The 26,457-nt window shown below is 43.7% G+C and carries 22 protein-coding genes, 1 rRNA gene and 1 pseudogene; 5 read left to right on the forward strand and 19 right to left on the reverse strand.

The genetic code is table 11. The features are described from left to right. Nucleotides 1-57: 57 nt before the first annotated feature. The 3 genes from trpS to rpe form a co-directional block, all read right to left on the reverse strand. On the reverse strand, nt 58-1,056 hold the full coding sequence (gene trpS, locus BW947_RS14695; protein WP_076500821.1) for a tryptophan--tRNA ligase: 999 nt from the start codon (nt 1,054-1,056) through the stop codon (nt 58-60). Nucleotides 1,057-1,128: 72 nt separating this feature from the next. Further along, nucleotides 1,129-1,809 carry a phosphoglycolate phosphatase gene (locus tag BW947_RS14700; RefSeq protein WP_076500823.1) on the reverse strand — a complete coding sequence of 227 codons (681 nt, stop codon included), beginning with the start codon at nt 1,807-1,809 and terminating at the stop codon, nt 1,129-1,131. Nucleotides 1,810-1,811: 2 nt separating this feature from the next. Then, on the reverse strand, nt 1,812-2,486 hold the full coding sequence (gene rpe / locus BW947_RS14705; protein ID WP_076500824.1) for a ribulose-phosphate 3-epimerase: 675 nt from the start codon (nt 2,484-2,486) through the stop codon (nt 1,812-1,814). Between the two features lie 275 nt (nt 2,487-2,761). Between rpe and BW947_RS14710 the strand changes: the two genes are divergently transcribed. Further along, complete coding sequence (locus BW947_RS14710) at nt 2,762-3,127, forward strand: hypothetical protein (RefSeq protein ID WP_076500825.1); 366 nt, start codon at nt 2,762-2,764, stop codon at nt 3,125-3,127. Continuing rightward, complete coding sequence (locus tag BW947_RS14715) at nt 3,127-3,312, forward strand: DUF2970 domain-containing protein (RefSeq protein WP_076500826.1); 186 nt, start codon at nt 3,127-3,129, stop codon at nt 3,310-3,312. The genes BW947_RS14710 and BW947_RS14715 overlap by 1 nt, the downstream gene beginning before the upstream one ends. A gap of 19 nt (nt 3,313-3,331) precedes the next feature. Here the strand turns inward: BW947_RS14715 and BW947_RS14720 are convergent, their stop codons facing one another. The 9 genes from BW947_RS14720 to BW947_RS14760 all read right to left on the reverse strand — a co-directional run bounded on the left by BW947_RS14720 (nt 3,332) and on the right by BW947_RS14760 (nt 12,367). After that, nucleotides 3,332-4,171: a Dam family site-specific DNA-(adenine-N6)-methyltransferase gene (locus BW947_RS14720; RefSeq protein WP_076500827.1), complete on the reverse strand. Its 840-nt coding sequence runs from the start codon at nt 4,169-4,171 to the stop codon at nt 3,332-3,334. 48 nt (nt 4,172-4,219) lie between these two features. Further along, nucleotides 4,220-5,659 (reverse strand): AAA family ATPase, encoded by a 1,440-nt coding sequence (locus BW947_RS14725; RefSeq protein ID WP_076500828.1) that lies wholly within the window; start codon nt 5,657-5,659, stop codon nt 4,220-4,222. Between the two features lie 18 nt (nt 5,660-5,677). Then, complete coding sequence (gene aroB / locus BW947_RS14730; protein WP_076500829.1) at nt 5,678-6,754, reverse strand: 3-dehydroquinate synthase; 1,077 nt, start codon at nt 6,752-6,754, stop codon at nt 5,678-5,680. A 9-nt stretch (nt 6,755-6,763) separates the two neighbouring features. Next, entirely contained in the window at nt 6,764-7,279 is a 516-nt protein-coding gene (gene aroK, locus BW947_RS14735) for a shikimate kinase AroK (protein WP_076500830.1), read from the reverse strand. 216 nt (nt 7,280-7,495) lie between these two features. After that, nucleotides 7,496-9,547, reverse strand: coding sequence for a type IV pilus secretin PilQ (locus tag BW947_RS14740; protein ID WP_076500831.1), 2,052 nt, complete (start codon nt 9,545-9,547; stop codon nt 7,496-7,498). Between the two features lie 21 nt (nt 9,548-9,568). After that, the gene (locus BW947_RS14745; RefSeq protein ID WP_076500832.1) at nt 9,569-10,096 is read right to left on the reverse strand and encodes a pilus assembly protein PilP; all 528 of its coding nucleotides are present in this window, start codon (nt 10,094-10,096) and stop codon (nt 9,569-9,571) included. Then, nucleotides 10,096-10,719, reverse strand: coding sequence for a type IV pilus inner membrane component PilO (locus tag BW947_RS14750; protein ID WP_076500833.1), 624 nt, complete (start codon nt 10,717-10,719; stop codon nt 10,096-10,098). Before BW947_RS14750 ends, BW947_RS14745 begins: the two co-directional genes overlap by 1 nt. Further along, nucleotides 10,716-11,300, reverse strand: coding sequence for a PilN domain-containing protein (locus BW947_RS14755; RefSeq protein WP_076500834.1), 585 nt, complete (start codon nt 11,298-11,300; stop codon nt 10,716-10,718). The genes BW947_RS14750 and BW947_RS14755 overlap by 4 nt, the downstream gene beginning before the upstream one ends. After that, entirely contained in the window at nt 11,288-12,367 is a 1,080-nt protein-coding gene (locus BW947_RS14760) for a pilus assembly protein PilM (RefSeq protein ID WP_076500836.1), read from the reverse strand. The genes BW947_RS14755 and BW947_RS14760 overlap by 13 nt, the downstream gene beginning before the upstream one ends. A gap of 187 nt (nt 12,368-12,554) precedes the next feature. Here BW947_RS14760 and BW947_RS14765 point away from each other — a divergent pair, with 187 nt between their 5' ends. Beyond that, a complete protein-coding gene (locus BW947_RS14765) occupies nt 12,555-15,080 on the forward strand; it encodes a penicillin-binding protein 1A (protein ID WP_076500838.1) in 2,526 nt (841 codons plus the stop codon). A gap of 107 nt (nt 15,081-15,187) precedes the next feature. On the opposite strand, the gene argH is transcribed toward BW947_RS14765, so the two are convergent. From argH to argC, 5 genes are all read right to left on the reverse strand, one after another. After that, nucleotides 15,188-16,561 (reverse strand): argininosuccinate lyase, encoded by a 1,374-nt coding sequence (gene argH / locus BW947_RS14770; protein WP_076500840.1) that lies wholly within the window; start codon nt 16,559-16,561, stop codon nt 15,188-15,190. Between the two features lie 120 nt (nt 16,562-16,681). Next, the gene (locus BW947_RS14775; protein ID WP_006083550.1) at nt 16,682-17,920 is read right to left on the reverse strand and encodes an argininosuccinate synthase; all 1,239 of its coding nucleotides are present in this window, start codon (nt 17,918-17,920) and stop codon (nt 16,682-16,684) included. Between the two features lie 59 nt (nt 17,921-17,979). Continuing rightward, nucleotides 17,980-18,885 (reverse strand): ornithine carbamoyltransferase, encoded by a 906-nt coding sequence (locus tag BW947_RS14780; protein ID WP_076500842.1) that lies wholly within the window; start codon nt 18,883-18,885, stop codon nt 17,980-17,982. A gap of 12 nt (nt 18,886-18,897) precedes the next feature. Further along, on the reverse strand, nt 18,898-19,680 hold the full coding sequence (gene argB, locus BW947_RS14785) for an acetylglutamate kinase (protein WP_011848138.1): 783 nt from the start codon (nt 19,678-19,680) through the stop codon (nt 18,898-18,900). Between the two features lie 31 nt (nt 19,681-19,711). Then, on the reverse strand, nt 19,712-20,692 hold the full coding sequence (gene argC, locus BW947_RS14790; RefSeq protein WP_076500844.1) for an N-acetyl-gamma-glutamyl-phosphate reductase: 981 nt from the start codon (nt 20,690-20,692) through the stop codon (nt 19,712-19,714). 689 nt (nt 20,693-21,381) lie between these two features. Between argC and ppc the strand changes: the two genes are divergently transcribed. After that, nucleotides 21,382-23,976, forward strand: coding sequence for a phosphoenolpyruvate carboxylase (gene ppc, locus BW947_RS14795; protein ID WP_244153260.1), 2,595 nt, complete (start codon nt 21,382-21,384; stop codon nt 23,974-23,976). Beyond that, nucleotides 23,976-24,519, forward strand: a pseudogene (locus BW947_RS14800) (YceB family lipoprotein). The gene ppc and the pseudogene BW947_RS14800 overlap by 1 nt, the downstream one beginning before the upstream one ends. 103 nt (nt 24,520-24,622) lie before the next feature. On the opposite strand, the gene BW947_RS14805 reads toward BW947_RS14800, so the two are convergent. Next, on the reverse strand, nt 24,623-25,897 hold the full coding sequence (locus tag BW947_RS14805) for a CinA family nicotinamide mononucleotide deamidase-related protein (protein ID WP_076500846.1): 1,275 nt from the start codon (nt 25,895-25,897) through the stop codon (nt 24,623-24,625). Between the two features lie 275 nt (nt 25,898-26,172). Continuing rightward, a 5S ribosomal RNA gene (gene rrf / locus BW947_RS14810) occupies nt 26,173-26,288 on the reverse strand. Nucleotides 26,289-26,457 lie beyond the last annotated feature (169 nt).

Here is a 26,457-nt window from a genome sequence, read left to right on the forward strand (position 1 = left end):
GGGAATTTTTGAGCATAAAAAAGCCGACGCAGGCGTCGGCTAAATAATTGATATAAATTAAATTAATAAACCAATTTTTTCATAAACTTTTTTCAGTGTCACTTCAGCGCGTGCTTGAGCATTTTCGGCCCCCGCCCTCATCACTTGGTCCAAGTAAGCGTTATCGCTACGAATTGCGCGATAACGCTCTTGCAGTGGCTCTAACATGCTCACAACCGCTTCGCCCGCGGCGCCTTTTAAATGGCCATACATCTTGCCTTCAAATTCGGCTTCTAAACTTGCAATACTCTGGCCCGTCACACCCGACATTAAACTGAGTAGGTTAGATACTCCTGGCTTATTGCCCACATCAAAACGTACCACTGGCGGCTCTTCGCTATCTGTCATAGCTTTTTTCAGCTTCTTCAGCACTGATTTAGGATCTTCCAACAGGCCGATAACATTGTTACGGTTCTCGTCTGACTTCGACATCTTTTTCAGCGGCTCCTGCAGTGACATCACTTTAGCGCCATGCTCTGGAATAAATGGCTCAGGGATAGTAAAAGTATCACCATAGGCATTATTGAAACGAGTGGCGATATCACGGGTTAACTCAAGGTGTTGCTTTTGATCTTGACCTACGGGGATTTCGTTGGCTTGATAAAGTAAAATATCTGCCGCCATCAGTACCGGATAGTCAAACAAACCCACGTTAATGTTACTTGCGTGCTTTTGTGACTTATCTTTAAATTGAGTCATACGGCTCAGCTCACCCATTTGGGTGTAACAGTTTAATGCCCAAGCTAATTGAGTGTGTTGCGGCACCTGTGACTGAATAAATACTGTGCTTTTTTTAGGGTCAACTCCACAGGCTAAATAAAGGGCTAAGGTATCTAAACACGCCTCGCGCAGTACTTTAGGATCTTGGCGTACGGTAATGGCATGCAAGTCAACCACACAATACAGACAGTCATGACTATCTTGCATCGCAACCCATTGACGCAATGCACCCATGTAGTTACCTATGGTTAATTCGCCGGACGGCTGCGCACCGCTAAATACTATGGGTTTGGTCATTACGTCATTGCTCCACTATTGTATAAATGATAAAGAAAAAGGCACTAAAAAAGACTAAAAACGGGTCAACACTTATTGCTTAGCAGGATTTACCCAGTTCAAAATGTCGCTAAACTGCTCACATACGGCGTCTGGGCCGCTGAGCCCAATATCTTCACCGTAGTTGTAGCCATAGGTCAAGCCGATTGATGCTATCCCCGCCGCTTTCGCGGCTAAAATATCATTTCTAGAGTCACCTACCATCAATAACTGACTTTTCTCTAATTGCCATTCACGTAATACATGCTGCAGCGGTAAAGGATCAGGTTTCATTTTAGCGAGTGTATCGCCACCTAACACTAAACTGAAAAAGTCGTTAATACCAAAGGCATTAAGTAACGGTAAGGTAAAACGGTAGGGCTTGTTCGTCACCACCGCCAGCTTATAACCAGCATCGAACAAAGTTTGTAGTACTGAGTGTACATCAGCATAAAGCACACTGTGCTTTTCAAGATTCTCTTGGTAATGATGCATAAAAGTTGGCATCGCAGCATCGAGAGCGGTTTGCTCAACATCCAATCCCAAGGCATGAGTCATAGCACGGCGCATTAACATTTCTGCGCCATTCCCCACCCACGTCCGTACCTGAGCTTCTGTGCAACTACTTAACCCCAACTCTGCCAAGGTCGCTTGAGTTGCCACAGCTAGATCGGGCACGCTATCAATCAGCGTGCCATCAAGATCAAATGCAATCGCTTTAATTTGATCCCACATATTTACGCCCCGACTTTAGCAAGTTCAGCGCGCATTTCATCTACTACGGTTTTGTAATCAGGCTGACTAAAAATAGCCGAACCCGCGACAAACATATCAGCACCAGCGGCAGCAATTTCGGCAATGTTATCAACTTTAACGCCGCCATCGACTTCTAAGCGAATATCAAAACCACTAGCATCAATGCGCGCCCGCACTTGGCGTAATTTATCTAATGTTGATGGGATAAAAGATTGCCCACCAAAACCTGGATTGACTGACATCAACAAAATAACATCAAGCTTATCCATCACATGATCGAGGTAATGTAGCGGAGTCGCAGGATTAAACACCAGACCCGCTTTACAGCCGCACTCTTTAATCAACTGTAAAGTACGATCAACGTGTTCGGAGGCTTCTGGATGGAAAGTAATAATAGAGGCTCCGGCTTTAGCAAAATCAGGCACGATACGGTCAACTGGTTTCACCATTAAATGCACGTCAATATCAGCGGTAATACCGTAATTACGTAACGCTTGGCACACCATAGGGCCAATCGTTAAGTTAGGAACATAGTGGTTATCCATCACATCAAAATGCACTACGTCAGTTCCCGCATCTAACACGGCTTTTACATCATCACCTAAACGGGCAAAATCGGCAGATAAAATCGATGGAGCGATCAAGAATGGACGCATAGGGCACTCGCTGCTATTTGAATAAAAGTACTTTATTTTACCCTGAGCTAAGCTAAGCCTCTATAGCTAAAGCCACATTTCGAGTAATTGATACGTTATCGCAATATAAGCAATACTGCATTTTTTGTAACGGTGGGAGTCGATTGTGATCTCTATTAGGTTATACAGGCTAATTTTCCATCGCGATTTAGAGAGTATTGCTAAATTTTTGTTCATAAACTAAACGAGTTTGTTATACTCGAGGCGCAGTAACTGGTAATTTGAAAGGAAATGTTATGAATGGGCGTTTTAGTCAACTTTTACACTATGTTAAGTCAGTGACATTTAAATCATCGATGATGCTAGCCTTTACTGTCGCGGTGGTGGCAACATTAGCCTTTGGTGTTGAAAAAATCACCGAAAATACCGAAACAGCCTCTTGCGCTTGTAACCCTGGGACACGTTACAACACGACTCTACCTAGTAGTCATCCCAATAATCGCTGCACCGATCAAGCACAAACCTTAAGCTGGAAAACATGGTTTACCGGTAAAAACCGTTCGAGTCAGTTCCACTTCGTTGATCTACTTGAGTTATTACAGGGTCATCAGGATAAACCGATGGATGATCTTAAACCCACTACCTCACATCTTGCCTATTAATGCTTAACCGTCTTTGGCGAGTATTTCACAGTACCCTTGCCGCCTTTTTCGGTGTGCAAACTCACAACAATCGCCAGAAAGATTTTCAAGCTGGGTCGCCAATACCTTACATCATCATGGGTATTGTGCTGGCTATTATCTTAGTCGCGAGCCTAATGTTCCTCGTAGGACAAGTGCTTAACTAACCGCATTAATCTGCCGTAACTAATCCTCTTTAGGATCATAATTCTCATCATACAATGCCATCAATTCATCCACCTTATGACGACCACTGCCATTTTGGCTAATATTACGCTGTACCTGAATTTTAGCTAAGTGGGCACCACGATATAATTCACGGGTTAATGGAATATCATGATTGCTGATCAATACTGGAATACCACGCTCTAAAGCGGTATGACGAGAATGACGCGCCAGCAATGCTTGATCATCTAAGCTAAAACCCGCGCCGACATAAGTCGTAAAACTGGACGTTGTCGATAATGGCGCATAAGGCGGATCGCAATAAACAACATCGCCACTGCGCGTCTGCTCAAAAGCTTTTTCGTAACCAATGCATTTAAACTCGGCACGTTGAGCTTTTTCAGAAAAAGCCCAAATTTCTTTTTCAGGAAAATAAGGTTTTTTATAGGAGCCAAAAGGTACGTTGAAGCCGCCTTTACGGTTATAACGACATAGACCATTAAAACCATGACGATTTAAATAGAGAAAATACACGGAGCGCTGGAAGGGATCGCGACATTGATTAAAATCGCTCCGTACTTGGTAGTAAGCTTCTTTTTGATTCATCGAATCCACAAACAAAGCCTTCGCTGCGGCAATGTAAACTTCTGGTTGATGCTTCACAATTTGGTATAGCTCGATCAAGTCTTGATTAATGTCACAGAGTAAATAGTTAGCGTAATTAGTATTTAAAAAAACCGATCCTGCACCCACAAATGGCTCAACTAAACGGTCTCCGGTGGGTAAATAATTGGCCAACTCATCCACCAATTTAAATTTACCGCCTGCCCACTTGAGGAAGGCTCTGTGTTTTTTTATCATTTAACTTGATGAATGCCGACAAAAATAAAGGTCATGATTGTACTCTGTTTATTCTGAAATTTCACGACTTGGGAGGCTTTCTTGTAATCGATAATCTTTCAAATCGGCCCACTTTCGAACCCAAGGCTGGTCGAGGTGATACGTTTTAACCAGTTGAGTTGCCGCATTTGACGCTAATTTACTGTTGCTATAGTTGCCGACGAGGATCACCCAACGTTGTTTATATCTAGCAATCCGAACGCCTTCGACATTACCAATACTATTTAATGTAGTGCGCAAAGTATCAATCTGAGTGACGCTCGCAATCTGTATGGTGTAACCTTTTGTTGGTTTTTTCGTATCAAAAACAGCTTTAGATATCCGTCTGCTAACCTTTTCTGCCCCCGAAGTTAAAGGCTGAACATCAGTTATTTTTGCTGGCGGCGCAGAGTCTTCAACCGGTTTATTCTCAGTAAAAGACTTACTGCTCACTTCGCCAATGTGTGTGAGGGCTGCAGCATCAGGCTCTGCATTGGGTGCTTCACCGTGGAACTGGCTCAGAGGATCAACAACTTGGTCTGCTTTTACTTCAGCTATATTGAGAACCTTCTCAATCTCAGCCTTCTTTAGTCGCTCAGCTCGCAGGGTAAAATAGGGCGCTAACACTTGCTGCCCAAAAGATAAAAACGCGGGTGAATCTATTGCCGGAAAAGTCACTGTTTCTAGCGCAGGCCGTTTAGAGAAAGGCTGAGTCACACCAAGCCATATAGCAAGGGCCAATAACACACTCACTGCGGCAATAATTATCGTCTTATATTGCTTCCAGGAAGAAACTTTCTCCGGCGGATGATGCAGGGCTTTTTCTAACAAAGTGACCACTTCCTGTGGCGTCCCCGTTTGTTTTTCAAGCTGACTGCGTACGATTTCCCTTGGGGTAAAAGGGTTTTCATCGCTATATCTCAGTAAAGTTTGATACAGTGCCTCACGTTCAGGCATGCTCAGTGGCTCAATACTGATGGGTAATATTTGTCGCCGTAATTGCTCAGGTAATTGTGGTAATAAGTCAGCTAGAAAACTTGGTGGCACCGTAAGCGTCACCGCAATATTCTTACCCGCACACTGAATTTGATTGAGGATGATGCACTCAGCCCACAGGGATTTTGGCAATAAATGCGCATCATCGATAATGATGTGTAAGGGTTTAGTTTGCGTGCTGGCAAGCCGCAACAGAGTATCGGCTAGTGGAATATCATCATCAAAAATGGGCGATGAAATTAGCTGAACCAAAATTTTACGCCGGATCTCAGCGTTATCGGCATGCATAGGACAAATCACGAATGCCGCATTGGACTCATCAAAATCAGTCGTTAATCCAGTGACTAAAGTGGTTTTACCTGAACCGCTGACACCAGAAAGCACCAGTAACTGATCACTATAGCTGGCAATATGATGCATTCTTTGTATGATGGCTTCCTGAGAAGGAAGTAAGACAGAACCTTGAAATGTCACTCGCTCACCACACAATTTTTATGCGCTGCGAATAACCTGCTCAAGAGTCGATTCAGTGACTTGGCTAAAAACATCCGCACTACCTATTGCCGTTGGAAGCACCAGTCGAATCTGACCGCTTAATACTTTTTTATCGCGTCGCATATGTTGAATGAAACTGTCGAAATCCATCGATTTCGGCGCTCTCACTGGAAGATCAAAAGCTTGCAATAACTGTATGATACGACAAACTATTGACTCGTCGATAAGCCCCAGCGTCTTAGCTGTTTGAGCAGCAAGAACTGTGCCAGCTGATACCGCTTCACCATGCAACCAATTACCGTAGCCCATTTCTGCTTCAATCGCATGACCAAAGGTATGACCCAGATTCAATAAAGCACGTACTCCCTGCTCAGTTTCATCTTGGCTAACCACATCAGCTTTAATTTCACAGCAACGAGAAATAGCATAAATTAATGCTTCAGTATCTAACGTTTTTAGTGCCGTTACATTATTTTCAAGCCATTGAAAAAAATCAGCATCCCACATGATTCCATACTTAATGACTTCCGCCATTCCCGCTGAAAATTCGCGTGCAGGTAACGTATGTAAACATTGGATATCGATAAGCACGATTTGTGGCTGATAAAAAGCCCCTATCATGTTTTTACCAAGCGGATGATTTACAGCAGTTTTACCGCCAACCGAAGAATCTACTTGCGACAATAAGGTTGTCGGAATTTGAATAAAATCGATCCCACGCTGGTAACATGCCGCTGCAAAGCCGGTCATATCACCAATCACGCCGCCACCCAAAGCCACCAGCACAGAATCTCGACCATAGTTTTGCTGCAGCAATGCAGTGAAGATAGTATCTAGATGCGCTAAGTTTTTGAATTGTTCGCCGTCGGGGAGGATAACACTCTCTACTTCACCAAACGAAGCCATCGTCTCTTGTACCTGTTTAAGATACAAAGGCGCGACAGTTTCATTGGTGACGATAAGAATACGTTTTTTAAGCAGGTAGCGAGACAAGGTCTCGCCATCACTCATCAAATTCTGGCCAATATAAATGGGATAACTACGTACACCTAAATCAACCTGAATTTGCTTCATAAAGTCTACCTAAAAACCTAATTGCTCAATGATTTGATTGGCGACAATCTTCGCGCTTTGATCATCGGTTTTGACAATCACATCAGCAATTTCTTCGTACAATGGATTACGGATCTCTGCAAGATTCTCCAACACTTCTCGAGGATCATCCACTTGCAATAATGGGCGTCGCTTGTCTCTTTGAGTACGAGCAACCTGTTTGTCGATAGTCGTTTCCAGATAAACCACAATGCCACGTGCAGACAGATGATTACGGATATCTTTGCTTTGTACTGAACCACCACCGGTGGCAAGGACGATACCTTGTTTTTCAGACAAATCAGCAATAACCTGAGCTTCACGAACACGGAAGCCTTCTTCACCTTCGACGTCAAACACCCAAGCAATATCAGCGCCCGTGCGTTGTTCAATCTCTTGATCTGAATCGTGGAATTCTAAATGCAGCATTTGCGCCAGATGACGACCAATTGTGCTTTTACCTGCGCCCATAGGGCCTACCAGAAAAATATTACGTTTTTCAGCCATTTCTTGTACGTCGGAATCTTATTGAAAAGTATGCCTATATCGACTTAATATCAAGCCGACCTATATGTTACCTTGCTCTTATGAGACTAGACCGTGGATTATCTCAGTTTAGGGTCTACTATGGCAAGTCATGTGCGCTATTTATGCAAAGAATTGTATAACTTCAAGAATAAAGCCAGCATCTATTGCTGGCTTTATTCAATACATAGCAAGTGCTTAGATCTTTTCCCCAACTATTTTGGGGGTGACAAAAATAAGCAGCTCTTGACGCTCATTTTTATCAGTAGTATTGCGAAACAGGAAACCGACTAATGGAATATCACCCAGAATAGGTACTTTACTCACACGGCTGATCAGGTTTTGTTGATAAATACCGCCAAGGACGATGGTCTCACCATTATCTACCAGCACTTGAGTACCGATTCGCTGGGTATCAATTGCAACCGCAGGACCCGTTGGTGTATCGACCGTCTTCCCTTGAGAATCTTGCGTAATTTCGAGATCTAAAATAACACGATTATCAGGGGTAATTTGCGGTGTGACTCGCAGCGATAGCACGGCTTTCTTGAAGGTAACCGAAGTTGCACCGCTTGACGTTGACTCGACATAAGGGATCTCAACACCTTGCTCAATATAAGCCGACTTCTGGTTAGACGTGGTAATACGAGGGCTGGCAATAATTTCACCTTTGTTTTCTTGCTCAAGTGCACTCAGCTCTAGATCAAGAATAGTGCCGTCAGCAAGCTTAGCCACGTGGAAAGCGATACTTGCAGGATTAGTCACTGCCGCAGGTAAGTTAACGTTTAAGCGTTGATCTGGTGTGGGAATAATGCCATTAGCAATATTTTGCGCCCCTTCCAAAGTCCCTGAAGTTCCTTTACTACCCTGTTGATCGGTTACGCCCCAACGAATACCTAAGTCTTCTGAAACGTCATCTTTCACCGTTACCATGCGCGATTCAATCAACACTTGGCGTATAGGGATATCAAGCACTTCGACTAATCGATGGATATTTTCAATCGTTTCTGCAGTATCTTTTATCAACACGGTGTTAGTACGTTCATCGACGGCGACAGAACCTCGCGGTGACAGTAGACTCGAGTCGGCACTTTTAAGTAACTCAGCGATATCGACGGCTTTGGCATAGTTAATTTGTAAATATTCAGAATATAGCGGTGCTAATTCTTTAACGTCTTGCTTATTCTTAAGGTTTTGACTCTCGCGGATTGCTAACTCTTCACTAGGCGCCACCATTAAGATGTTACCTTCGATACGCTTATCCAAGCCCTTGGTTTTAAGAATCAGGTCTAGCGCTTGATCCCAAGGCACATCATCTAATCTTAAAGTAATATTACCTTCCACTGTGTCACTGGTGACTAAGTTAAAGTTGTTATAGTCAGCAATAATCTGCAATACGGTACGTACTGGAATATTTTGAAAATTTAGCGACAAAGTACGACCATTGTATATTTTAACATCTTTCTTAGTGGCAGCTCTCACAACTTTATTCATTGAAAGCCTGAATAAATTGTCCTCTTGCTTATAGCTAAATTCATACTCACCAGTAATATCGACTAAAATACGTGCAGTTAAGCCTTCTTTATATGTCTCAAAGCTTTTTACCGGTGTTGAAAAGTCTTTCACATCCATCACATATAACAGGTCGTTATTAATGTCCGTGTTATAGAGTTTCACCTCGAGTTTAGCACCGACTTGCTCAACGTTTGCAGCGACCGAACGATTATTTAAATAGATTAATAACTCACCACCGCCATTGTCATTACGGCGAAAATCAATATTTTTAATACTATTAACAAATGGGTTTTCTGCCTGAGTTTGAGTGCCGACGACTTCATCATTAATGGTGAGACGATAAGTATTACCAATAACAGCACCTTGATAAGGTTTCACCTTGGATAAACCTAACGTCACTTTTAACTGCGTATCTTGTTGCTCTGTAGTAATGTCATTAACCCCAACCTGATTAATGGGTAAACGATCCTTAGCTAAGCTCGAAATGCTGTTATCAAAAGTAAGTACCAACTCTGCTGGTGAGGCGTGGGAGTCAATTACGGGTGCAATGGCTTCATCTTCAAAGACTAACTCTAGCTCCAATTGGTGGTCAACCAACGCATGATATTTGACATCTATTAATCTATTTGCCGCAAAACTTGACGGCAAAACTCCAAATACCAGTGCGAAACCAATAATAGACTTAATTAAACCTGAAGCTATTAATGGCATTTTTATCGCGGCAGAAGATCTCATTATTTCCTCATCCTTCGCTTGTTATTCTCCAGAAAGTTCTAAATTGCTTGTCCTTTCAGACCAACAACCTGAACCATCTGGAATTAGTTCTACTACTTCAACATTTAGTGAAGTAACCTTAGAGATCCGTCCATTGAAAAAACCTAAATATTCACCCGCTCCCATTCGATAAACGTTACCGTCATTGGTTTCAATTAACGCCCACGTTGTATCGCCTTGGCTTAAAGTGCCACGCATTTTTAAATTATCTAATGGATAGGTCTCTAACCGTCCTTTTCGACGTTTTAAATCTGGCTGCAAACAATCCTTACTGGTATCAACAACTTCTTCGGTTAACTCACGAGAAGGCGGTACAAATGGACTACGCAATAATTCGGCTTGATAAACAAAGTGTTCAAATTTTGGTGGTTCTTTTAAAGGTTTAATATGAGCCACATGCTCTGCTTTGGTTGTAGTAACAAATAGCTCTAAATCACTACGATCGCCAACACATCCCATTAAAAAAAGACTCAAGGTTAATACGGGTACAAATTTAAGTAGAAATTTCATTATTTCGCCCCCTGACTAACAGGTTTTTCGGGCGGAAGTTCAGCACCTTCTTTAAATCGATAGGTTTTAGCAAGAATATCCATCGCTAAGTTGCCGGCCTCATCTCGCTTAATGGTGAAATCATGAAGACTAACAATGCGCGGCAGTTTAGCGACACCACTTACCATATTACCAATTTGATGATAATCCCCGGTTACCGACATTTTAATGGGAAATTCAATGTAAAAATCCCGCTGAATCTCAGGCTCCCAATCTAAACTTTGTATCCTAAGACCGGCATCGGTAGCGACAAAAGTCAAATCATCGAGCAGCCCTGGCATTTCATTCTCAGAAGGTAACATTTTTAGCAGTTCTGCAAATTGGATTTCCATCGTTGCTAATTGCTCTCGATACAATTTTAAATTTGCAGCAAGCTGATATTTACTGTGGAAATCATCTCGAAGTTGAAGCTCTTTATCTTGCTCAGCAACATAAACATCTATCGCATCAGAAACAACGAGAAAATAACCCGCAATAAAAACACACAGCATCAATAGAATTGCGAAAAAAGTTTTAACTTGTTTAGGCCAACCACCGATATTTTCAAAATCGATATCATTAAACTGACTGAGATCGAGCTTCATTTACTCGCTCCTTTGGTCACTTTTTCAGGCTCATCTACATTCGAGCCTTTAATTGTAATTCTTAAACTAAATTGCTGTAGCTGACGTAACTCTTCATTCTTGGTCACAATTGACTGCATATTAGGATCGGTTAGCCATTCGGAAGTTTTAACCTTGCGCATCATATTAGCGACGTTATTGTTCGATTCACTACGCCCTTCAATTAACAACAAACTGCCTTTTTTCTCTAGGCTAGAAAGGTATATTCCAGGGGGAACGATGCGCACCAGCTCATCTAATACATGGGTGGGTAAATTACGAGATTGCTGCAAATTCAGAATAATATCTGTGCGCCGTTCAATATCTTTTTTACGCACATTAATCTTTTGAATTTCGGCAATTTGCGTTTCGAGTAAACTAATTTCCGATTGCAAATAAGCATTACGCGCTTGTTGCTCCTCCGTCATCATCTCCAACAAAGAGACTGCAACGTAGACCAGTATTGCAGACGCTAAAAAAACTGCTGCTAACACACCAATGTAATCGCGTTTTTGTTTTTCTCTGGCTTCTTCGCGCCAAGGGAGTAGGTTTATGTTCGCCATTGACCGTAACTCCTTAATGCTAAGCCACATGCAATCATATATTTACTTATGCTAGGTTGCAGAGCGCTTTTAACCGATTCTTCAGCATGCAAACATCCTTGAAAAGGATCGGCAATAATCGTATGAACACCTAATTCATTAGTCAGCAAATTAGCCATACCTTCTAACTTAGAGGTTCCACCACATAATACGAGGTAGTCGACCTTATCTTTACCACTCGAGGTGCAATAGATTTGTAAAGTACGCTTTATTTGTTGTAATAACTGAGTTTGGAAAGGTGACAATACTTCGAACATATAATTTCGAGGTAAATCACCTTCTATTTTAGATTTTTCGGCTTGCTCGTAGGTCATACCGTAAAAAGACGATATTGATTGTGTAAATTGCTCACCACCAAAGGCTTGTTCCCGAATAAAGGTTGTTTCACCCGATTCCACCACTGAAAATGTGGTCATATTCGCACCAATATCAACCATGACAACAGCTTTGTACTTTGCTCCTTCGGGTAGCTGAGCCAAAATTAATTCAGCAGAACGACCCAAAGCATAACCCTCGACGTCAACAACCTTAGCTTCAAGCTCTACACTATCGAGCGCATCGACTCTGACATCAATATTGTCAGTACGGCAGGCACTCAGTAATACATTGACTTTGGTAGGGTCAGTGCCATTTGCACTTAGGGTTTCAAAGTCAATACTGACTTCATCAAGTGAATAAGGAATAAGATTATCTGCTTCGATTTCTATCTGCGCTTCCATCTCTTCTTCACTAAGAGAAGCGTCCATATAAATCACTTTGGTCATCACAGCAGAGCCTGAAACAGAGACTGCCGCATATTTAACTGATTTAGGTAAAGTACGTTTTATGTGTCTAAGGCATTCAACAACAGAATCTGCATCACGAATATCGTGATCGTTAACGGCACCTTTTTTAATCGGCACCGCTGCATGACTCAATATTTTATATCCATCAGCAGTCTTACTGAGCAAAATGGCTTTAACTTCATGGGAACCGATGTCAATTCCTACCATTTGCGGAGCCTGACGCTTCCATAAATTAGAAAGCATATCTATTGTCGCTTGTTATTAATATTTCAGTTATAGAGATTAGCACAAAATCAACTTGTTATACGTACTTGTATAGAATGTTTCGTCATTTTACAAATGCTATTTCATAAGTCGAACTTTTTTACTTCACCAAGACGTATGCGCCTTATATACTGTTGCACTTAACGGGACATTAGGATCAATTTTGGTGAAGTGGTTAAAACGTATTGTCATAGCAATATTCAGTCTAGCCTTTCTGGGAATAGGCGCCATTGTGGTAGCTTACTTTTATGTTTTGCCAGATCTTCCTGATGTTTCAACGCTTAAAAATGTGCAGTTACAAACGCCACTCCGCATATACAGTAGTGACGGCAAACTAATTTCTCAATTTGGCGAGAAACGTCGTATCCCATTAAAATTGGATGAGGTTCCAAAACCGCTACTACAAGCCTTCATTGCCACTGAAGATGCGCGCTTTTATGAGCATGGTGGCATCGATCCTATTGGTGTACTTCGTGCCGCATTAGTGATGTTAACAACAGGTGAAAAAAAGCAGGGTGCCAGTACTATTACCATGCAGGTCGCGCGCAACTTCTTTTTAACTCGCGATAAAACAATTATTCGTAAAGTGAAGGAGATTTTCATCTCTTACCATATCGAAGAATTGCTTACTAAAGATGAGATTTTAGAACTCTACGTCAATCGTATTTACTTAGGTCAACGCGCCTATGGTGTGGGGGCTGCTGCCCAAGTCTATTTTGGCAAAGATGTTAAAGATCTTACATTGTCAGAAATGAGTATGATCGCAGGTTTACCTAAAGCACCTTCTACACTCAATCCTGTGACCTCACCTTCTCGTGCTGTCGCTCGCCGTAATGTAGTCCTAATGCGGATGAATGAAGTAGGCTACATTAGCCAAGCAGAATACCAAGCGGCGCTACAAGAACCCTTAATCGCTAAATATCATGGCGCTGAAATAGATCTGTATGCTCCGTATATTTCTGAAATGGCACGGGATTATATGGTGCAAAAGTATGGCGAAGAAGAAGCCTATACAAACGGCTATAACGTCTACACCACCATTTCATCGGATATACAACTGAAAGCCCAGCAAGCGTTACGCAATAACGTTTACGCCTATGACGAGCGCCATGGTTATCGTGGTCCTGCCGCAGTATTGTGGACGGATAAAAAACTGGATCTCGTTGAAATAAAAACTGAACTGGCTAAGGTTATTCCAGTACAAGAGCTCTACCCAGCTGCAGTAATTGGCATTGCTGACCAACAAGTTAACGTAATTACAGCCAAAGGCGAGACCAAAATTATTGCTTGGAATGGCTTGAAGTGGGCACGTAAATTTATTAATGATAAACGTCAAGGCAGCCCCCCTAAATCAGCTGCGGACATACTCAAAGTGGGTGAGCGCATTTGGATCCGTGATAACGGTGAATATTTACAGCTATCACAAGTGCCTGAAGTTGCCAGTGCAACTGTGTCACTTGATCCACAAAATGGAGCGATTCGCTCGTTAGTCGGCGGATATAGCTTTAGCCAAAGCCAGTACAATCGCATTACGCAAGCAAAACGACAATTGGGTTCAAACATTAAACCGTTTATCTATGCTGCCGCATTAGAAAAGGGCTTTACCTTAGCAACGTTGATAAACAACGCCCCGATTAATCAACCCGATATCAGCCAAGGCACTGCATGGCGACCCAAAAACTCACCAGATATATATGGTGGTCCAACTCGCTTACGAGTGGGCTTAGCCCAGTCTATTAACGTGATGTCGGTACGAGCCATGCGCCATGTTGGGCTCGATGCCACTATTGCGCAATTAATTAAGTTTGGTTTTAACCCGAACGATTTACCTCGTAATGAATCCATCGCCTTAGGTTCATCCTCTGTCACGCCACTGCAAGTAGTTACCGCATTTAACGTGTTTGCCAATGGTGGTTTTTTAGTAGAGCCTTTCTATATTGACCGAGTCGAAGACGCCTACGCAAATGTGATTGAAAAAGCCAATCCAACCTTAGCCTGCAAACCTAGCTCAAACGTTAGCCAAACGCTGGTATCAAGTAATCCAATGACATTTGGCGAAACAAGTACACAACCTAACGAACCTGTTGCCCAGTGTTTTGAGCAAACGGGTCGCTACGCACCGCAGATTATTTCAGAACAAACGGCCTTTTTAATTACCGAAGCATTGAAAAGCGTAATCTGGGGCGGGGGTGATTGGAGCCACGGAACAGGTTGGCAAGGCACAGCTTGGCGTGCGGCAAAACTGATTAAACGCCATGATATTGCAGGTAAAACAGGTACAACCAACGAATCTCGCGATACTTGGTTCAGTGGTTTTAGCCCTATTATCACTAGCACCTTCTGGGTAGGCTTTGACGATCACGGTCGTCAGCTTGGCCGCACCGCATGGAATGCCAACGGCGAACCAGATCAAATAACGGGTGCAGAGGCGGGCGCTAAAACAGCAGGTCCTGGTTGGAACGAGTTTATGAATAGTGTATTAAAAGGCACGCCTGAAATTATCTTAGCTCCACCACAGGGTATAGTTTCAGTTCGTATTGATTTAGCTACGGGTAAGTTAACCCGTAAAACAGACTATACCAGTGCGTTTGAATACTTTATCTCGGGTACAGAACCCAAGGAATACACCAGTGAAACACAGGATGAAAACAGCCTGTTCATTGATGCCCCTGCCGATGATTTATTTCAATAAATCACTATTGGGTTAAATTTGATGGTTTAAACAACATTGATAAAAACTCATAAAAAACGCGACCATTGGTCGCGTTTTTTTATTAAGTTTACTTTATTTTTAATGGTTTATTTTAGCGCACTTTTTTTGGCAGCAATAGCCTGCTGAATTTGCGGTAGTGCAGTGCCACCAAGCACATCGCGTTTCGCTAAACAGGCTTCAATGGTGAGGTTAGGATAAACGTCATCTTCAATGATGGCGGCAAAGGTTTTTAACTCGGCCAAAGAGAATTCCTCCAGCGGAATTTGCTTCGCTATCGCGGCAACCACCACTTCACCCACAACATGGTGGGCTTCACGGAAAGGCATGCCCTTAGACACCAAATAATCAGCCAACTCAGTTGAATTGGCATAACCTTGCTGCGCAGCTAACAGCGCATTAGGACGATTAACTTTCAGACCCGATAACACTAACGCCGCCATATCAAGGCAAATTGCCCAGCTATCGACCACATCAAACAGGCCTTCCTTATCTTCCTGCATATCTTTGTTGTACGCCAACGGCAGCGCTTTCATGGTGGTAAGAATGCCCACTAAACTGCCATAAACTCGGCCGGTTTTACCGCGGATAAGCTCTAGTGCATCTGGATTTTTCTTTTGTGGCATCAGCGATGAACCCGAAGTCACTTCATCACTCAGAGAGATAAAGTTCGCTTCACCCGAGTTAAAGAAAATCAAATCCTCAGCCATACGGCTTAAATGCATCATGCTGATCGATGCCGTTGAACACAGTTCTACCACGTGATCTCTGTCTGACACACTGTCTAAACTATTGAGCGTCGGCGAGGCAAAGTTTAGCGCTGCAGCCAGTGCATGCCGATCCATTTTATAGGCTGTGCCAGCAAGGGCGCCTGAACCTAATGGACAGGTGTTAGCGCGGGTTAACGCATCGGCTAAACGGCTGATATCGCGCTCAATCATTTCCACATACGCTAAACACCAGTGGCCAAATGTTATTGGCTGTGCGCGCTGCAAGTGAGTGTAACCTGGCATAACAGCATCAAACTCACGTTCAGCTAATGCTAATAATTCAGCATGTAAGCTTTCAAGGCGCGCAAGTAATGCTGCGCCTTCGGATTGACACCAAAGCTTTAAATCGGTGGCTACTTGATCGTTACGGCTACGACCGGTGTGCAGTTTTTTACCGAGATCGCCTACTTTAGCAATCAAAGCAGACTCAACGAAACTATGGATATCTTCAGCGCCCGAAGCGAGAATAATCGCTGGGTCACCATTCACTTCCACCAGCAATTCATTGAGCGCTGTTTTTAAGTCACTGCATTCCGTTGCCGTAATAATACCAACACTGGCAATCGCATCAGCCCAAGCGATAGAGCCGACCACATCCTGTTCAAACAGGCGATAATCCACGGGTAGCGAATCGTTGAATAATTTGAATAGTGCGCTCGTTTCACCCTGAAATCTTCCACCCCATAAAGCCATGCTAACTCCCCTTACTACTGCTGATTTGAAATCGACTCATTTACATCAAAAACTAAGTCTAAAAACTGCATCAAAATCTAGAAACAAAAAAGGGCGCTAGGCGCCCTTTTAAACGACCGATTATTTAGACTTAACGTCATTAGCGTTGAGTGCGCGGATGCGGCTCGCTAATGAGTACAGGCGTATAAAGCCTTCTGCATGTTTTTGATCGTAAACTTGATCTTCACCGAAGGTGGCAAACGCTTCAGAATACAAGCTGTTGGGTGAACGTTTCTTTACTGCCGTTGCTTGTCCTTTGTAGAGTTTAACCACCACTTCACCGTTAACTGACTCAGCCAATGATTCAGATGCTGCCAGCAGTGACTTACACAATGGCGTGAACCAACGGCCGTCATACACTAAATGCGCCATTTGTGCGGCAACTTGCTCACGCCAGTTACGGCTAGTTTTGTCGAGGACAAGTTCTTCAATCGCACGCAGTGCAGCGAACATCACAGTGCCGCCCGGTGTTTCGTAACAGCCACGAGACTTCATGCCGACTAAACGGTTTTCAGTGATGTCGATACGACCTACACCGTGCGGAGCAGCAATCGCGTTTAATGTCATCAGTGCAGCATAAGGCGTTAGTGCTTCACCATTCACTTTAGTGATACGGCCATGTTCCACTTCTAGCGACACATATTCAGGCTTGTTCGGTGCATCTTCAGGATCAGCTGTCAGAGTCCATACGCCTTTGCTTGGCTCGTTCCATGGATCTTCTAACTCACCACCTTCATGGGAAATATGGAAAGCGTTGGCATCACGGCTATAGATTTTAGTCGCTGATGCTGACGTTTTAATGTCACGCTCGGCTAAATAGGCCAGCAGATCTTCACGGCTCTGCATCGTCCATTCACGCCATGGTGCAATCACTTTTAAATCAGGCGCTAATGCTGCAAAGCAACCTTCGAAACGCACTTGATCGTTTCCTTTACCAGTACAACCGTGGCACAAAGCATCGGCGCCCACTTTACGGGCAACTTCAACCTGTGCTTTGGCAATAATTGGCCGTGCCATTGAAGTACCGAGCAAATAAGTACCTTCGTAAATCGCACCACTGGCAATTGTTGGGTAGATATATTCTTTAACGAACTCTTCTTTTAAATCGACGATATGGCATTCAGATGCACCAGATGCTAAGGCTTTTTCGGTCAAGCCCACCAGCTCTTCTTCGCCTTGACCGACGTCGGCACAGAAGGCGATAATTTCACAGTTATCGTAGTTTTCTTTTAACCAAGGAATAATGGCCGAGGTATCTAAGCCACCTGAATAGGCTAAAACCACTTTTTTCACGCCAGTATTTTTAATTTCGATAGACATCTTATATTCCTATACTCGTTTCTCATCAAAGAGAAATCAGGCTACTAAACAGGGTTAATTTAACTAAATAAGCTTACCAGTACCGCATTTTGGGCATGCATCCGATTTTCAGCTTGCTGCAGAATTAAGGAACCAGCACCATCCATTACTTCATCTGTTACCTCTACACCACGGTGAGCAGGCAAACAATGCATAAAGAAGTTAGCACCCGCTTTCGCCATTAATGCTTTGTTCACTTGAAAAGGAGCAAACTTAGCTTTGATATCCGCCAGCGGCGTAGGGTCACCCATTGAAATCCAAGTATCGGTATAAATAGCATCATGGCCTTCAATTGCTTCAATATCTGAGGTCAACACTATCTTGCCACCATATCGTTTAGCGAGTTCTTGCACTTCTGCTACTACGTAGCCATCAGGAAAGTGACCCGCAGGGCAGATCACTGTCATGGTAGCACCGAGAATCGCAGCGCCATACATCAGCGAATGGGTAACATTATTACCATCACCAACATAAGCTAATTTGGCTTTGCTAACATCCTCAAATTGCTCTGCAAGTGTTAAAAAATCGGCTAACGCTTGGCAAGGATGATAAAGATCTGACAAAGCATTAATCACAGGCACTGTGCCAAACTCGGCTAATTGTTCGATGGTAGTGTGCGAATAGGTTCTGGCCACAATTGCATCGGCCCAGCAAGACAGGTTAGCAGCAAAATCAGCTACCGATTCCCGTTGACCTAACTCACCATTTTGCTGGTCTAAATATAAACAGTGGCCACCAAGCTTATTAATACCGATATCAAAGCTAACGCGTGTTCTCAGTGAAGGTTTTTCAAATAACATCACCACACTTTTGCCTGCCAGCGCGTGGCGGTACTCAGCTGGATTGGCTTTAATCGTCTTTGCCAAAGCAATCAGATCGAGTAACTGCTGCTGGGTTAACTCTTTTATCGATAGTAAATGCTTCATAACCTACTCCATTTATGGTTGGATTTGTGTTCCTACGGCTTCACCTTTTGCTAATGCGATTAATTGGCTTGCATCACGCCACGAGGCAACTTGAACCGCCTGCCCCATCCACTGTGCAACTTCGAGCGCAGCTTCAACTTTGACCTTCATTCCCTTTTCGATCACACCTTGTTTAACAAGGTCTGCTATCTGCTTGCCATTTAAACTGTGAATGAGCTGGCCTTTACCATCAAGCACACCAGACACATCCGACAGCAGCACTAACTTGCCGCCCACTAATTTGGCTAATGCTGTCGCCGCTTGATCAGCATTGACGTTAAGCATTTGGCCATCATCCATCATGGCAATGGAGCTACAAATCGGCATCCAACCTTGGGCGAGGATAAACTTAAGATAAGCGCCATCTTTTGGCGTCACTTCACCCACAAGGCCTAAACGCTCATCTTTAATCTTAGCCGAGACAGTATTGCCATCGGCGAGGCTCATGCCCACGCTCACAATACCCGCCTTGGTGGCTGCGCCTTGGAGAATTTTGTTTGAGGTGCCCGCAAGTGCGCCGGCAATAATCGGCATTTGCTCAGGCGGAGTCACCCGTAAACCTTCTAACTTGACGGTTTCCATGCCGTTTGCCGCTAACTGTTCATCCACTAAACAGCCGCCGCCATGCACCATCAACACTTGCTGACCATTGGCTAACATAGCCGCAGCCGTATCCATTAACCGCGCCATCCCCATTTCACACTGCAGCAGCGCGCCACCAACTTTAAGAACTAATACTGAGTTGTTTGTAGACATCTTGACGACTCTCTTAAATAAGGATGAACAATTAAAGGTTAAAATGAATCTTTATGCATTGCAGCGCTTGGCTGGCAGCACCTTTCATCAAATTATCGATTGCACTGGCGACCACTAAGTAACCGCTATTCTCATCAAACTTCCAGCCTAAGTGGCAGTTAGGTGTCAATACCACATCGTCCACTTTCGGGAACTGATTGTGCTTCACGGTGACCAATGGCGCATTGTCATACACACCATAAGCCGCTGCGACATCGGCTGTACTTGTACCTGGTTTTAGCTGCACGGTAATGGTCGCTAAAATGCCACGCTTAAAGTTGCCAAGGTGCGGGGTAAATATCACTTCTTGGCCAAGTTGAGTAGCAATCTCGGGTTGATGTCTGTGGCCTAATACGCCATAAGGTGTCAGGCTCACTTCACAAAAACTGGTGTGTAACTGCGCCTTACGGCCCGCGCCCGTTACCCCGCTCACGGCATTGATCACCGGATACGCTGCGGTCAGTAAACTTGCCAGCGGTTTTAATGCCGTGAGTGATGCGGTTGGATAACATCCTGGTACGGCAATCATCTTAGTCGCCGCAATGTCTTTAGCGTTCCATTCGGCTAGGCCGTATACCGCTTTGGCTAACACTTCTGGATATTCATGCTCAAAGCCATACCACTTTGGATATTGCGCCGTATCGCTGAAACGATAAGCTCCGCTTAAATCGAATACCGCTAACCCTTGGCTATAAAACCAAGCTGCTAAATGTAAGCTCACTGAATGTTCAGTTGCTAATACCACAGCATCAGCTTCGGCAACGATTTTTGCCTTAGCGTCATCAGACAATGGCGACAGCGTTAATGCGATATGGCTATAGCTAGGGTACAAATCCGCTAAAGGCTTACCTTTATCAAGACTGTTTTCAGAAACATACAAACCCTGAATCGTTAGCGCAGGTTCTGCATGGATTAAAGCGGTGAGCTGTGCGCCCGTGTAACCACTAGCACCAATAATGGCAATATTTTTCATGTGTTTTTAACCGAATCAAAGGATATTAAACAATAGGTAAGTAGCCTACACGCAGCAGCGCATATCTATGATGACAAGATTATCGTCGCAGGAAATTGTTATGGATCGTTATTTTATTCACTGTCTGGTATTTGCTCTGAATCATGATATTTACTCTACAGGTCACAGAAGATGACTCATCTCTACTGTTGGCTAGACTACCACGGATATCTAATTATGCAATATATGTGAATATATATTTTTAATTTATTTTATGATTTACCGCAAATAATCTTACCTAACCTTAGTGCGTTAATTAACCTAACTCGTTAATAACACTGTTATCTGTAGCAAACCCGCCTCAAGTAACACCCATTCCATTAACAAAAAGAAAGAATGTAATAAAATTACAAATAATGCACTCCATATTCACTTACGCTAATTATCAGAAAATATTGCGCCAGCTCGCATTTATATTGAATATTTCTCAATAATTATGGCAATTGGTTGAATATTAGATAAGCCAGTCGTATAAGTTATAGGTTCTCCTGTTGACCGCGGGCCTAAGTGATAGGTATTGTGCTAACGGGCTAAATATAATGCGGAATTTTAATGTTTTTTTATTCGGAGTAACTATGGTTGTAACTAAGGCTGACAATGTGACCGATATGTATGCGTCATTAAGATCAAACGTGAGTATGTTGGGGTAAATTCTCGGTGATACGATGCGCACTCACCTCGGAGATTCTTTTCTCGAGAAGGTCGAACAAATCCGTAAGCTTGCCAAAGATTCACGCCGGGGAGATCAAGCAGCAAGAGAGCAGATGCTTGAGTTACTCACAGCGTTACCCGATGAAGAACTCGTTCCATTTGCAAAAGCCTTCAATCAGTTTCTTAATTTGGCTAACTTATCAGAGCAATTTCATACCATTAGTCGCGACTGTGACGAGCTAGTGTGTGTGCCCGATCCCGTAGAGCAGCTATTAGGTCGCATGCTCAATGGCAGTGTTGACCAGACAAAAATACTCGATTGCCTTAAAACACTGGATATTGATCTGGTGCTGACTGCACACCCTACTGAGATTTCCCGCCGCACTCTAATTCAAAAATATGCTGCTATAGTCGATTGCCTCGCAGAGCAAGAGAACGACCAATTATTAGATAGAGAACGTCAGCAGGTTAATTTGCGCTTACGACAATTGATTGCTCAGATCTGGCATACCAATGAAATCCGCCGCGAACGTCCTACACCAGTCGATGAAGCCCGCTGGGGATTATCTACAATTGAAGAATCACTCTGGCATGCGGTGCCCGACTTTTTAAGACAACTCAACGACCAAGTACAACAACGTACTGGTCAACAATTGCCGATTGATATCGCACCGGTACGTTTTTCAAGTTGGATGGGCGGCGATCGCGACGGTAATCCGTTTGTCACGGCAAAAGTGACTCAAGAGGTGCTCGACCGCAACCGCCACGCCGCCGCCAGATTATTCTTAAAAGATATCGTCCTATTAGTGGGCGAATTATCAATGGAAGAAGCTAATGATGAGTTAAAGGCTTACGCTAACAACTGCTGCGAACCTTATCGTTACGTACTGCGCGATTTACGCCAAAAACTGCGTGATACCATAGATTATTTAAATGCACGTATTGAAGGCTATAACCCTGAGGTCGATAAATCGAGCCTGATCTGGCAAGAAGGTGATCTTAAAGTACCACTAGAAATGCTCTACAAGAGTTTGACCGACTGTGGCATGCGCTTAATTGCCAATGGCTTATTGCTCGATATCCTCCGTCGTCTCGCCTGCTTTGGCATTCACATGCTCAGGCTCGATATTCGCCAAGATGCCAGCCGACACAGCGACGTACTCGCCGAGTTAACTCGTTATCTCGGTATGGGTGATTTCAATCATTGGGACGAAACCGAAAAACAAGCATTCCTATTACGTGAACTCAGTAATCGTCGCCCACTGCTACCAAGTAATTGGCAACCTTCTGATGACGTGGCAGAAGTACTTAATACCTGCCGTTTAATCGCCAAACACCCTGCTAAGGCACTCGGTTCCTATGTGATTTCAATGGCAGGTAAACCATCAGATGTATTAACGGTTTTACTGTTACTTAAAGAAACAGGCTGCTCGTATCCTATGCGTGTAGTACCGTTATTTGAAACCCTAAGCGATTTAAATAATGCAGCAGCATGTATTACCGATTTACTCGATATAGACTGGTATCGTGGCTATACCAAAGGCATGCAAGAGGTAATGATCGGTTACTCTGACTCGGCTAAAGACGCCGGCGTTATGGCTGCAGCTTGGGCGCAGTATCGTGCTCAAGAGCAATTAGTCGCCGTCTGTAAACAAGCAGGCGTTAAGCTTACTTTGTTCCATGGGCGTGGTGGCAGTATTGGTCGCGGCGGTGGTCCAGCACACAAAGCGATTTTGTCGCAGCCTCCAGGATCCGTTGATGGTCGTATTCGCGTGACAGAACAGGGCGAAATGATCCGCTTTAAATTTGGCTTGCCAAAACTTGCGGTGCAAAGTCTAGCCTTATATACCTCTGCCGTATTAGAGGCAACACTGCTACCACCACCGGAGCCAAAGCAACAATGGCGTGACTGTTTGGAGCGCCTTGCTGAGGAATCGGTGAGTGCTTACCGCGGTATAGTGCGCGACGAACCTGATTTTGTGGCCTATTTTAGGGCGGCAACACCAGAAGTTGAGTTAGGAAAACTACCATTGGGTAGCCGTCCAGCCAAACGTCGTGTCGATGGTGGCATTGAAAGCCTACGCGCGATACCATGGATATTTGCTTGGTCACAAAACCGACTAATGCTGCCTGCATGGCTCGGCGCTGGCGAAGCGTTACAAGGCGCCAGTGAGCGCGGGGAAATGGGGTTACTGCAAGAGATGGAACAAGAGTGGCCCTTCTTTAGTACCCGAATTTCAATGCTAGAGATGGTCTACGCCAAAGCAGAACCTAACTTAGCCCGCTACTATGAAACCTGTTTAGTACCGACAGAATTGCATCACCTAGGCGAAACCTTGCGCCAACGGTTAGATCTTGGCATTAAAGTCGTGCTCGAACTGACAAAATCAGATAGTTTAATGGCGCATACACCATGGAATCGCGAATCAGTGAAGCTGCGAAATCCGTATATCGATCCCTTAAACTTCTTACAAACCGAGCTATTAGCACGAACACGTAAGGAAACAACTGAAACACCCGCATCTGAACATGTGCAATTAGCATTAATGCTAACTATTGCCGGTGTGGCAGCGGGTATGAGAAACACTGGTTAATGAAAAAACTTTCCCGCACAATTTGCTTGGGACTAACTGTACTGCTTGGCGGCTGCGCCTCTCAGTACAGCATCACCGATGCGCGAAATGGAGCAGTATCTCAGCAAAGAGATCCATTTTGAGGTAAAACAAGGCAATCAACTTGTTGGCATTGATGTGCGTATTAACGATATCAGCGTCAAACTGGGTCAGAAGCCTGACACAATGAGCGTAAGTGCTTCAACAAAAGTATCGATCAATAACCCGATATTTCCTTTAAGTGCAAAACTCACCACAACTTTTGAGGCAAAACCTTGGTATGACAGTGCAACGCACAGTATCTATCTGCGTCAGCTCGAATTAGTCAAAGTGGAATCAACGCCAAAAGACATTGAAAAGGCGATGAGTTCGGCGACACCACAGGTAATGGGTTATCTAAGGCAATTCTTAGAAAACCAACCCGTTTATGTACTTGATACGAAAGATAGTAATCAAGCACTGATGGCCAAGATGGCTGAAAGCATTCAAGTTGCTCCAGGTAAATTAGTGCTTAAATTTAAATAAGTCGCGTTTAAACTAAGTAATTGAGTCTCAATAAAAATGCTCCCTCGGGAGCATTTTTTGTTAATACATTTAAACTAACGCAAACCAGTAAGTCTTTAAAAAGTTACTTACTAAATCGCCCTATCGATGGGTAATCAACAATAACGGCTTCACCAAGAAGCTCACGCCTCAACATGTCGTAAGCAACTGCAGCACTAAGGCTACGCACTAGATCTCGCGAACGTCTGGGCAATTTTATCATCTGACTATACATCCCGTTACGAGTCGCTAAAGCTATCGCTACTGTTCCAACGGGTTTCTCATCTGTGCCACCATCTGGCCCAGCTATCCCACTGGTGGCCAGTGCATAATCACTATCTAGGATTTGCCTTGCCCCCTTAGCCATTTCCTCTACTGTCGCAATGGAAACCGCACCGTGGTCATCTAACGTCGATGGATTAACGCCTAATACCCGCACCTTTGATTCGTTACTGTAAGTGACTAAGCCGTGTTGTAGGTAAGATGAACTACCGGCAAAATCGACTAATTGGCTCGTCACCATTCCACCCGTGCACGATTCTGCAATGCTTAACGTTAAGCCAGAAGTAAGTAACTTATAATGAATCTCTTCTGCAAGAGTGGGCTTATCTTCAGCAACGATGGCAGTACCAAGCACCATCTTAATATGCCCAGCAACACGAGGTAATAATGCAATAGCCTCCTCGCCACGAGCAAAAATCTTAATTTCAATATGCGGCATAGAAGAGCGGTAACCAATCGTAATACCCTCTGGCAGCTCTAATGGCTCTAGCTTATCCGCCAAAGCCGACTCGCCTTGCCCTATGGTCAAGAATTTCTTTAAAGCGACCTTGGAATCAAGATTAAACTCTTCACGGATAAAAGGCACAAACTGCTCAGTCACCATATGTTTAAGCTCAAAAGGCACGCCAGGCGTAAAGAATAACCACGCGCGGTTAAGCTTTACCCTAAAACCACAAGCCGTTCCCACAGGATTATCAACCATTACAGCAGATGCTGGCAGCATAGCTTGCTTCAGATTACTGAGTGGCATTTCTCGGTTATTACGGGTAAACCAGTTTTCTAAACGTTCACGCCACTCTGCGTTCTCAACCAAAGACTCGCCTTTAGCCTTAGCCATAGCTAAAGCAGACATATCGTCACTTGTAGGCCCTAAACCACCATTAACCAAAATAACATCAGCATGTAAGCTACGTTCTTGGAATACCGCAATCAAATCCTCGAGACGATCACCAACCGTGACACGACGCTGTAGCTCGACACCATACTCCATCATAGTACTGGCAAACCAAGCGGCGTTGGTATCAACGATTTGACCCGCTAACACTTCTTCTCCAGTACAAATCATCTCTAACTTCATTTTAGATCCTTGTTTAGCGCAACAAATTATCCATAAGGTAAGTAACCGCTTAACTAATAGCAATAGCCAAGCATGATTCAAATCTCAGCATACTGTAGATAAATCGAAGTAAGCGAAGCATGAGAGTGCGACTACACGCATGATGATCAATGTGAAGGAACAAGGAAGGATAAAACGTAACTATTAGCGTAAAAACATTGTTTTTAACAAATCACAGACGCAAAAAAGCCAGCTTATTCAGCTGGCTTCGTTACATCTCATCGAGATAATTAGGCGCTTGGCGATGACCTACTCTCACATGGGGAGACCCCACACTACCATCGGCGCGTTTGCGTTTCACTGCTGAGTTCGGGATGGGATCAGGTGGTTCCACAAGGCTATTGTCACCAAGCAAATTCTGTTTATTACCGTGTCTCTTTGAGACCACGTTAATAATAATTCGGAAAGCTGATTTCTTGCTTGAGTTCGACAAATACAACGATGTACTTGATGTCATAAATGCAGCAGCATTTTATGACCACTTCATTAAGTGTCACTATTCGTCTAAGGCCATATAAAAC

Source organism: Shewanella morhuae (genome assembly GCF_900156405.1).
Taxonomy (GTDB): Bacteria; Pseudomonadota; Gammaproteobacteria; order Enterobacterales; family Shewanellaceae; genus Shewanella; species Shewanella morhuae.

Bases quoted from the DNA above. Each gene is read 5' to 3' on its own strand.
- BW947_RS14715 (WP_076500826.1), top strand. From the start codon at position 3,127: ATGCTTAACCGTCTTTGGCGAGTATTTCACAGTACCCTTGCCGCCTTT.
- BW947_RS14700 (WP_076500823.1), bottom strand. From the start codon at position 1,809: ATGTGGGATCAAATTAAAGCGATTGCATTTGATCTTGATGGCACGCTG.
- BW947_RS14760 (WP_076500836.1), bottom strand. From the start codon at position 12,367: ATGCTTTCTAATTTATGGAAGCGTCAGGCTCCGCAAATGGTAGGAATT.
- trpS (WP_076500821.1), bottom strand. From the start codon at position 1,056: ATGACCAAACCCATAGTATTTAGCGGTGCGCAGCCGTCCGGCGAATTA.
- BW947_RS14805 (WP_076500846.1), bottom strand. From the start codon at position 25,897: ATGAAGTTAGAGATGATTTGTACTGGAGAAGAAGTGTTAGCGGGTCAA.
- argB (WP_011848138.1), bottom strand. From the start codon at position 19,680: ATGTCTACAAACAACTCAGTATTAGTTCTTAAAGTTGGTGGCGCGCTG.
- BW947_RS14720 (WP_076500827.1), bottom strand. From the start codon at position 4,171: ATGATAAAAAAACACAGAGCCTTCCTCAAGTGGGCAGGCGGTAAATTT.
- argC (WP_076500844.1), bottom strand. From the start codon at position 20,692: ATGAAAAATATTGCCATTATTGGTGCTAGTGGTTACACGGGCGCACAG.
- BW947_RS14740 (WP_076500831.1), bottom strand. From the start codon at position 9,547: ATGAGATCTTCTGCCGCGATAAAAATGCCATTAATAGCTTCAGGTTTA.
- aroK (WP_076500830.1), bottom strand. From the start codon at position 7,279: ATGGCTGAAAAACGTAATATTTTTCTGGTAGGCCCTATGGGCGCAGGT.
- BW947_RS14780 (WP_076500842.1), bottom strand. From the start codon at position 18,885: ATGAAGCATTTACTATCGATAAAAGAGTTAACCCAGCAGCAGTTACTC.
- aroB (WP_076500829.1), bottom strand. From the start codon at position 6,754: ATGAAGCAAATTCAGGTTGATTTAGGTGTACGTAGTTATCCCATTTAT.
- BW947_RS14745 (WP_076500832.1), bottom strand. From the start codon at position 10,096: ATGAAATTTCTACTTAAATTTGTACCCGTATTAACCTTGAGTCTTTTT.
- BW947_RS14710 (WP_076500825.1), top strand. From the start codon at position 2,762: ATGAATGGGCGTTTTAGTCAACTTTTACACTATGTTAAGTCAGTGACA.
- argH (WP_076500840.1), bottom strand. From the start codon at position 16,561: ATGGCTTTATGGGGTGGAAGATTTCAGGGTGAAACGAGCGCACTATTC.
- BW947_RS14755 (WP_076500834.1), bottom strand. From the start codon at position 11,300: ATGGCGAACATAAACCTACTCCCTTGGCGCGAAGAAGCCAGAGAAAAA.
- BW947_RS14775 (WP_006083550.1), bottom strand. From the start codon at position 17,920: ATGTCTATCGAAATTAAAAATACTGGCGTGAAAAAAGTGGTTTTAGCC.
- BW947_RS14750 (WP_076500833.1), bottom strand. From the start codon at position 10,719: ATGAAGCTCGATCTCAGTCAGTTTAATGATATCGATTTTGAAAATATC.
- rpe (WP_076500824.1), bottom strand. From the start codon at position 2,486: ATGCGTCCATTCTTGATCGCTCCATCGATTTTATCTGCCGATTTTGCC.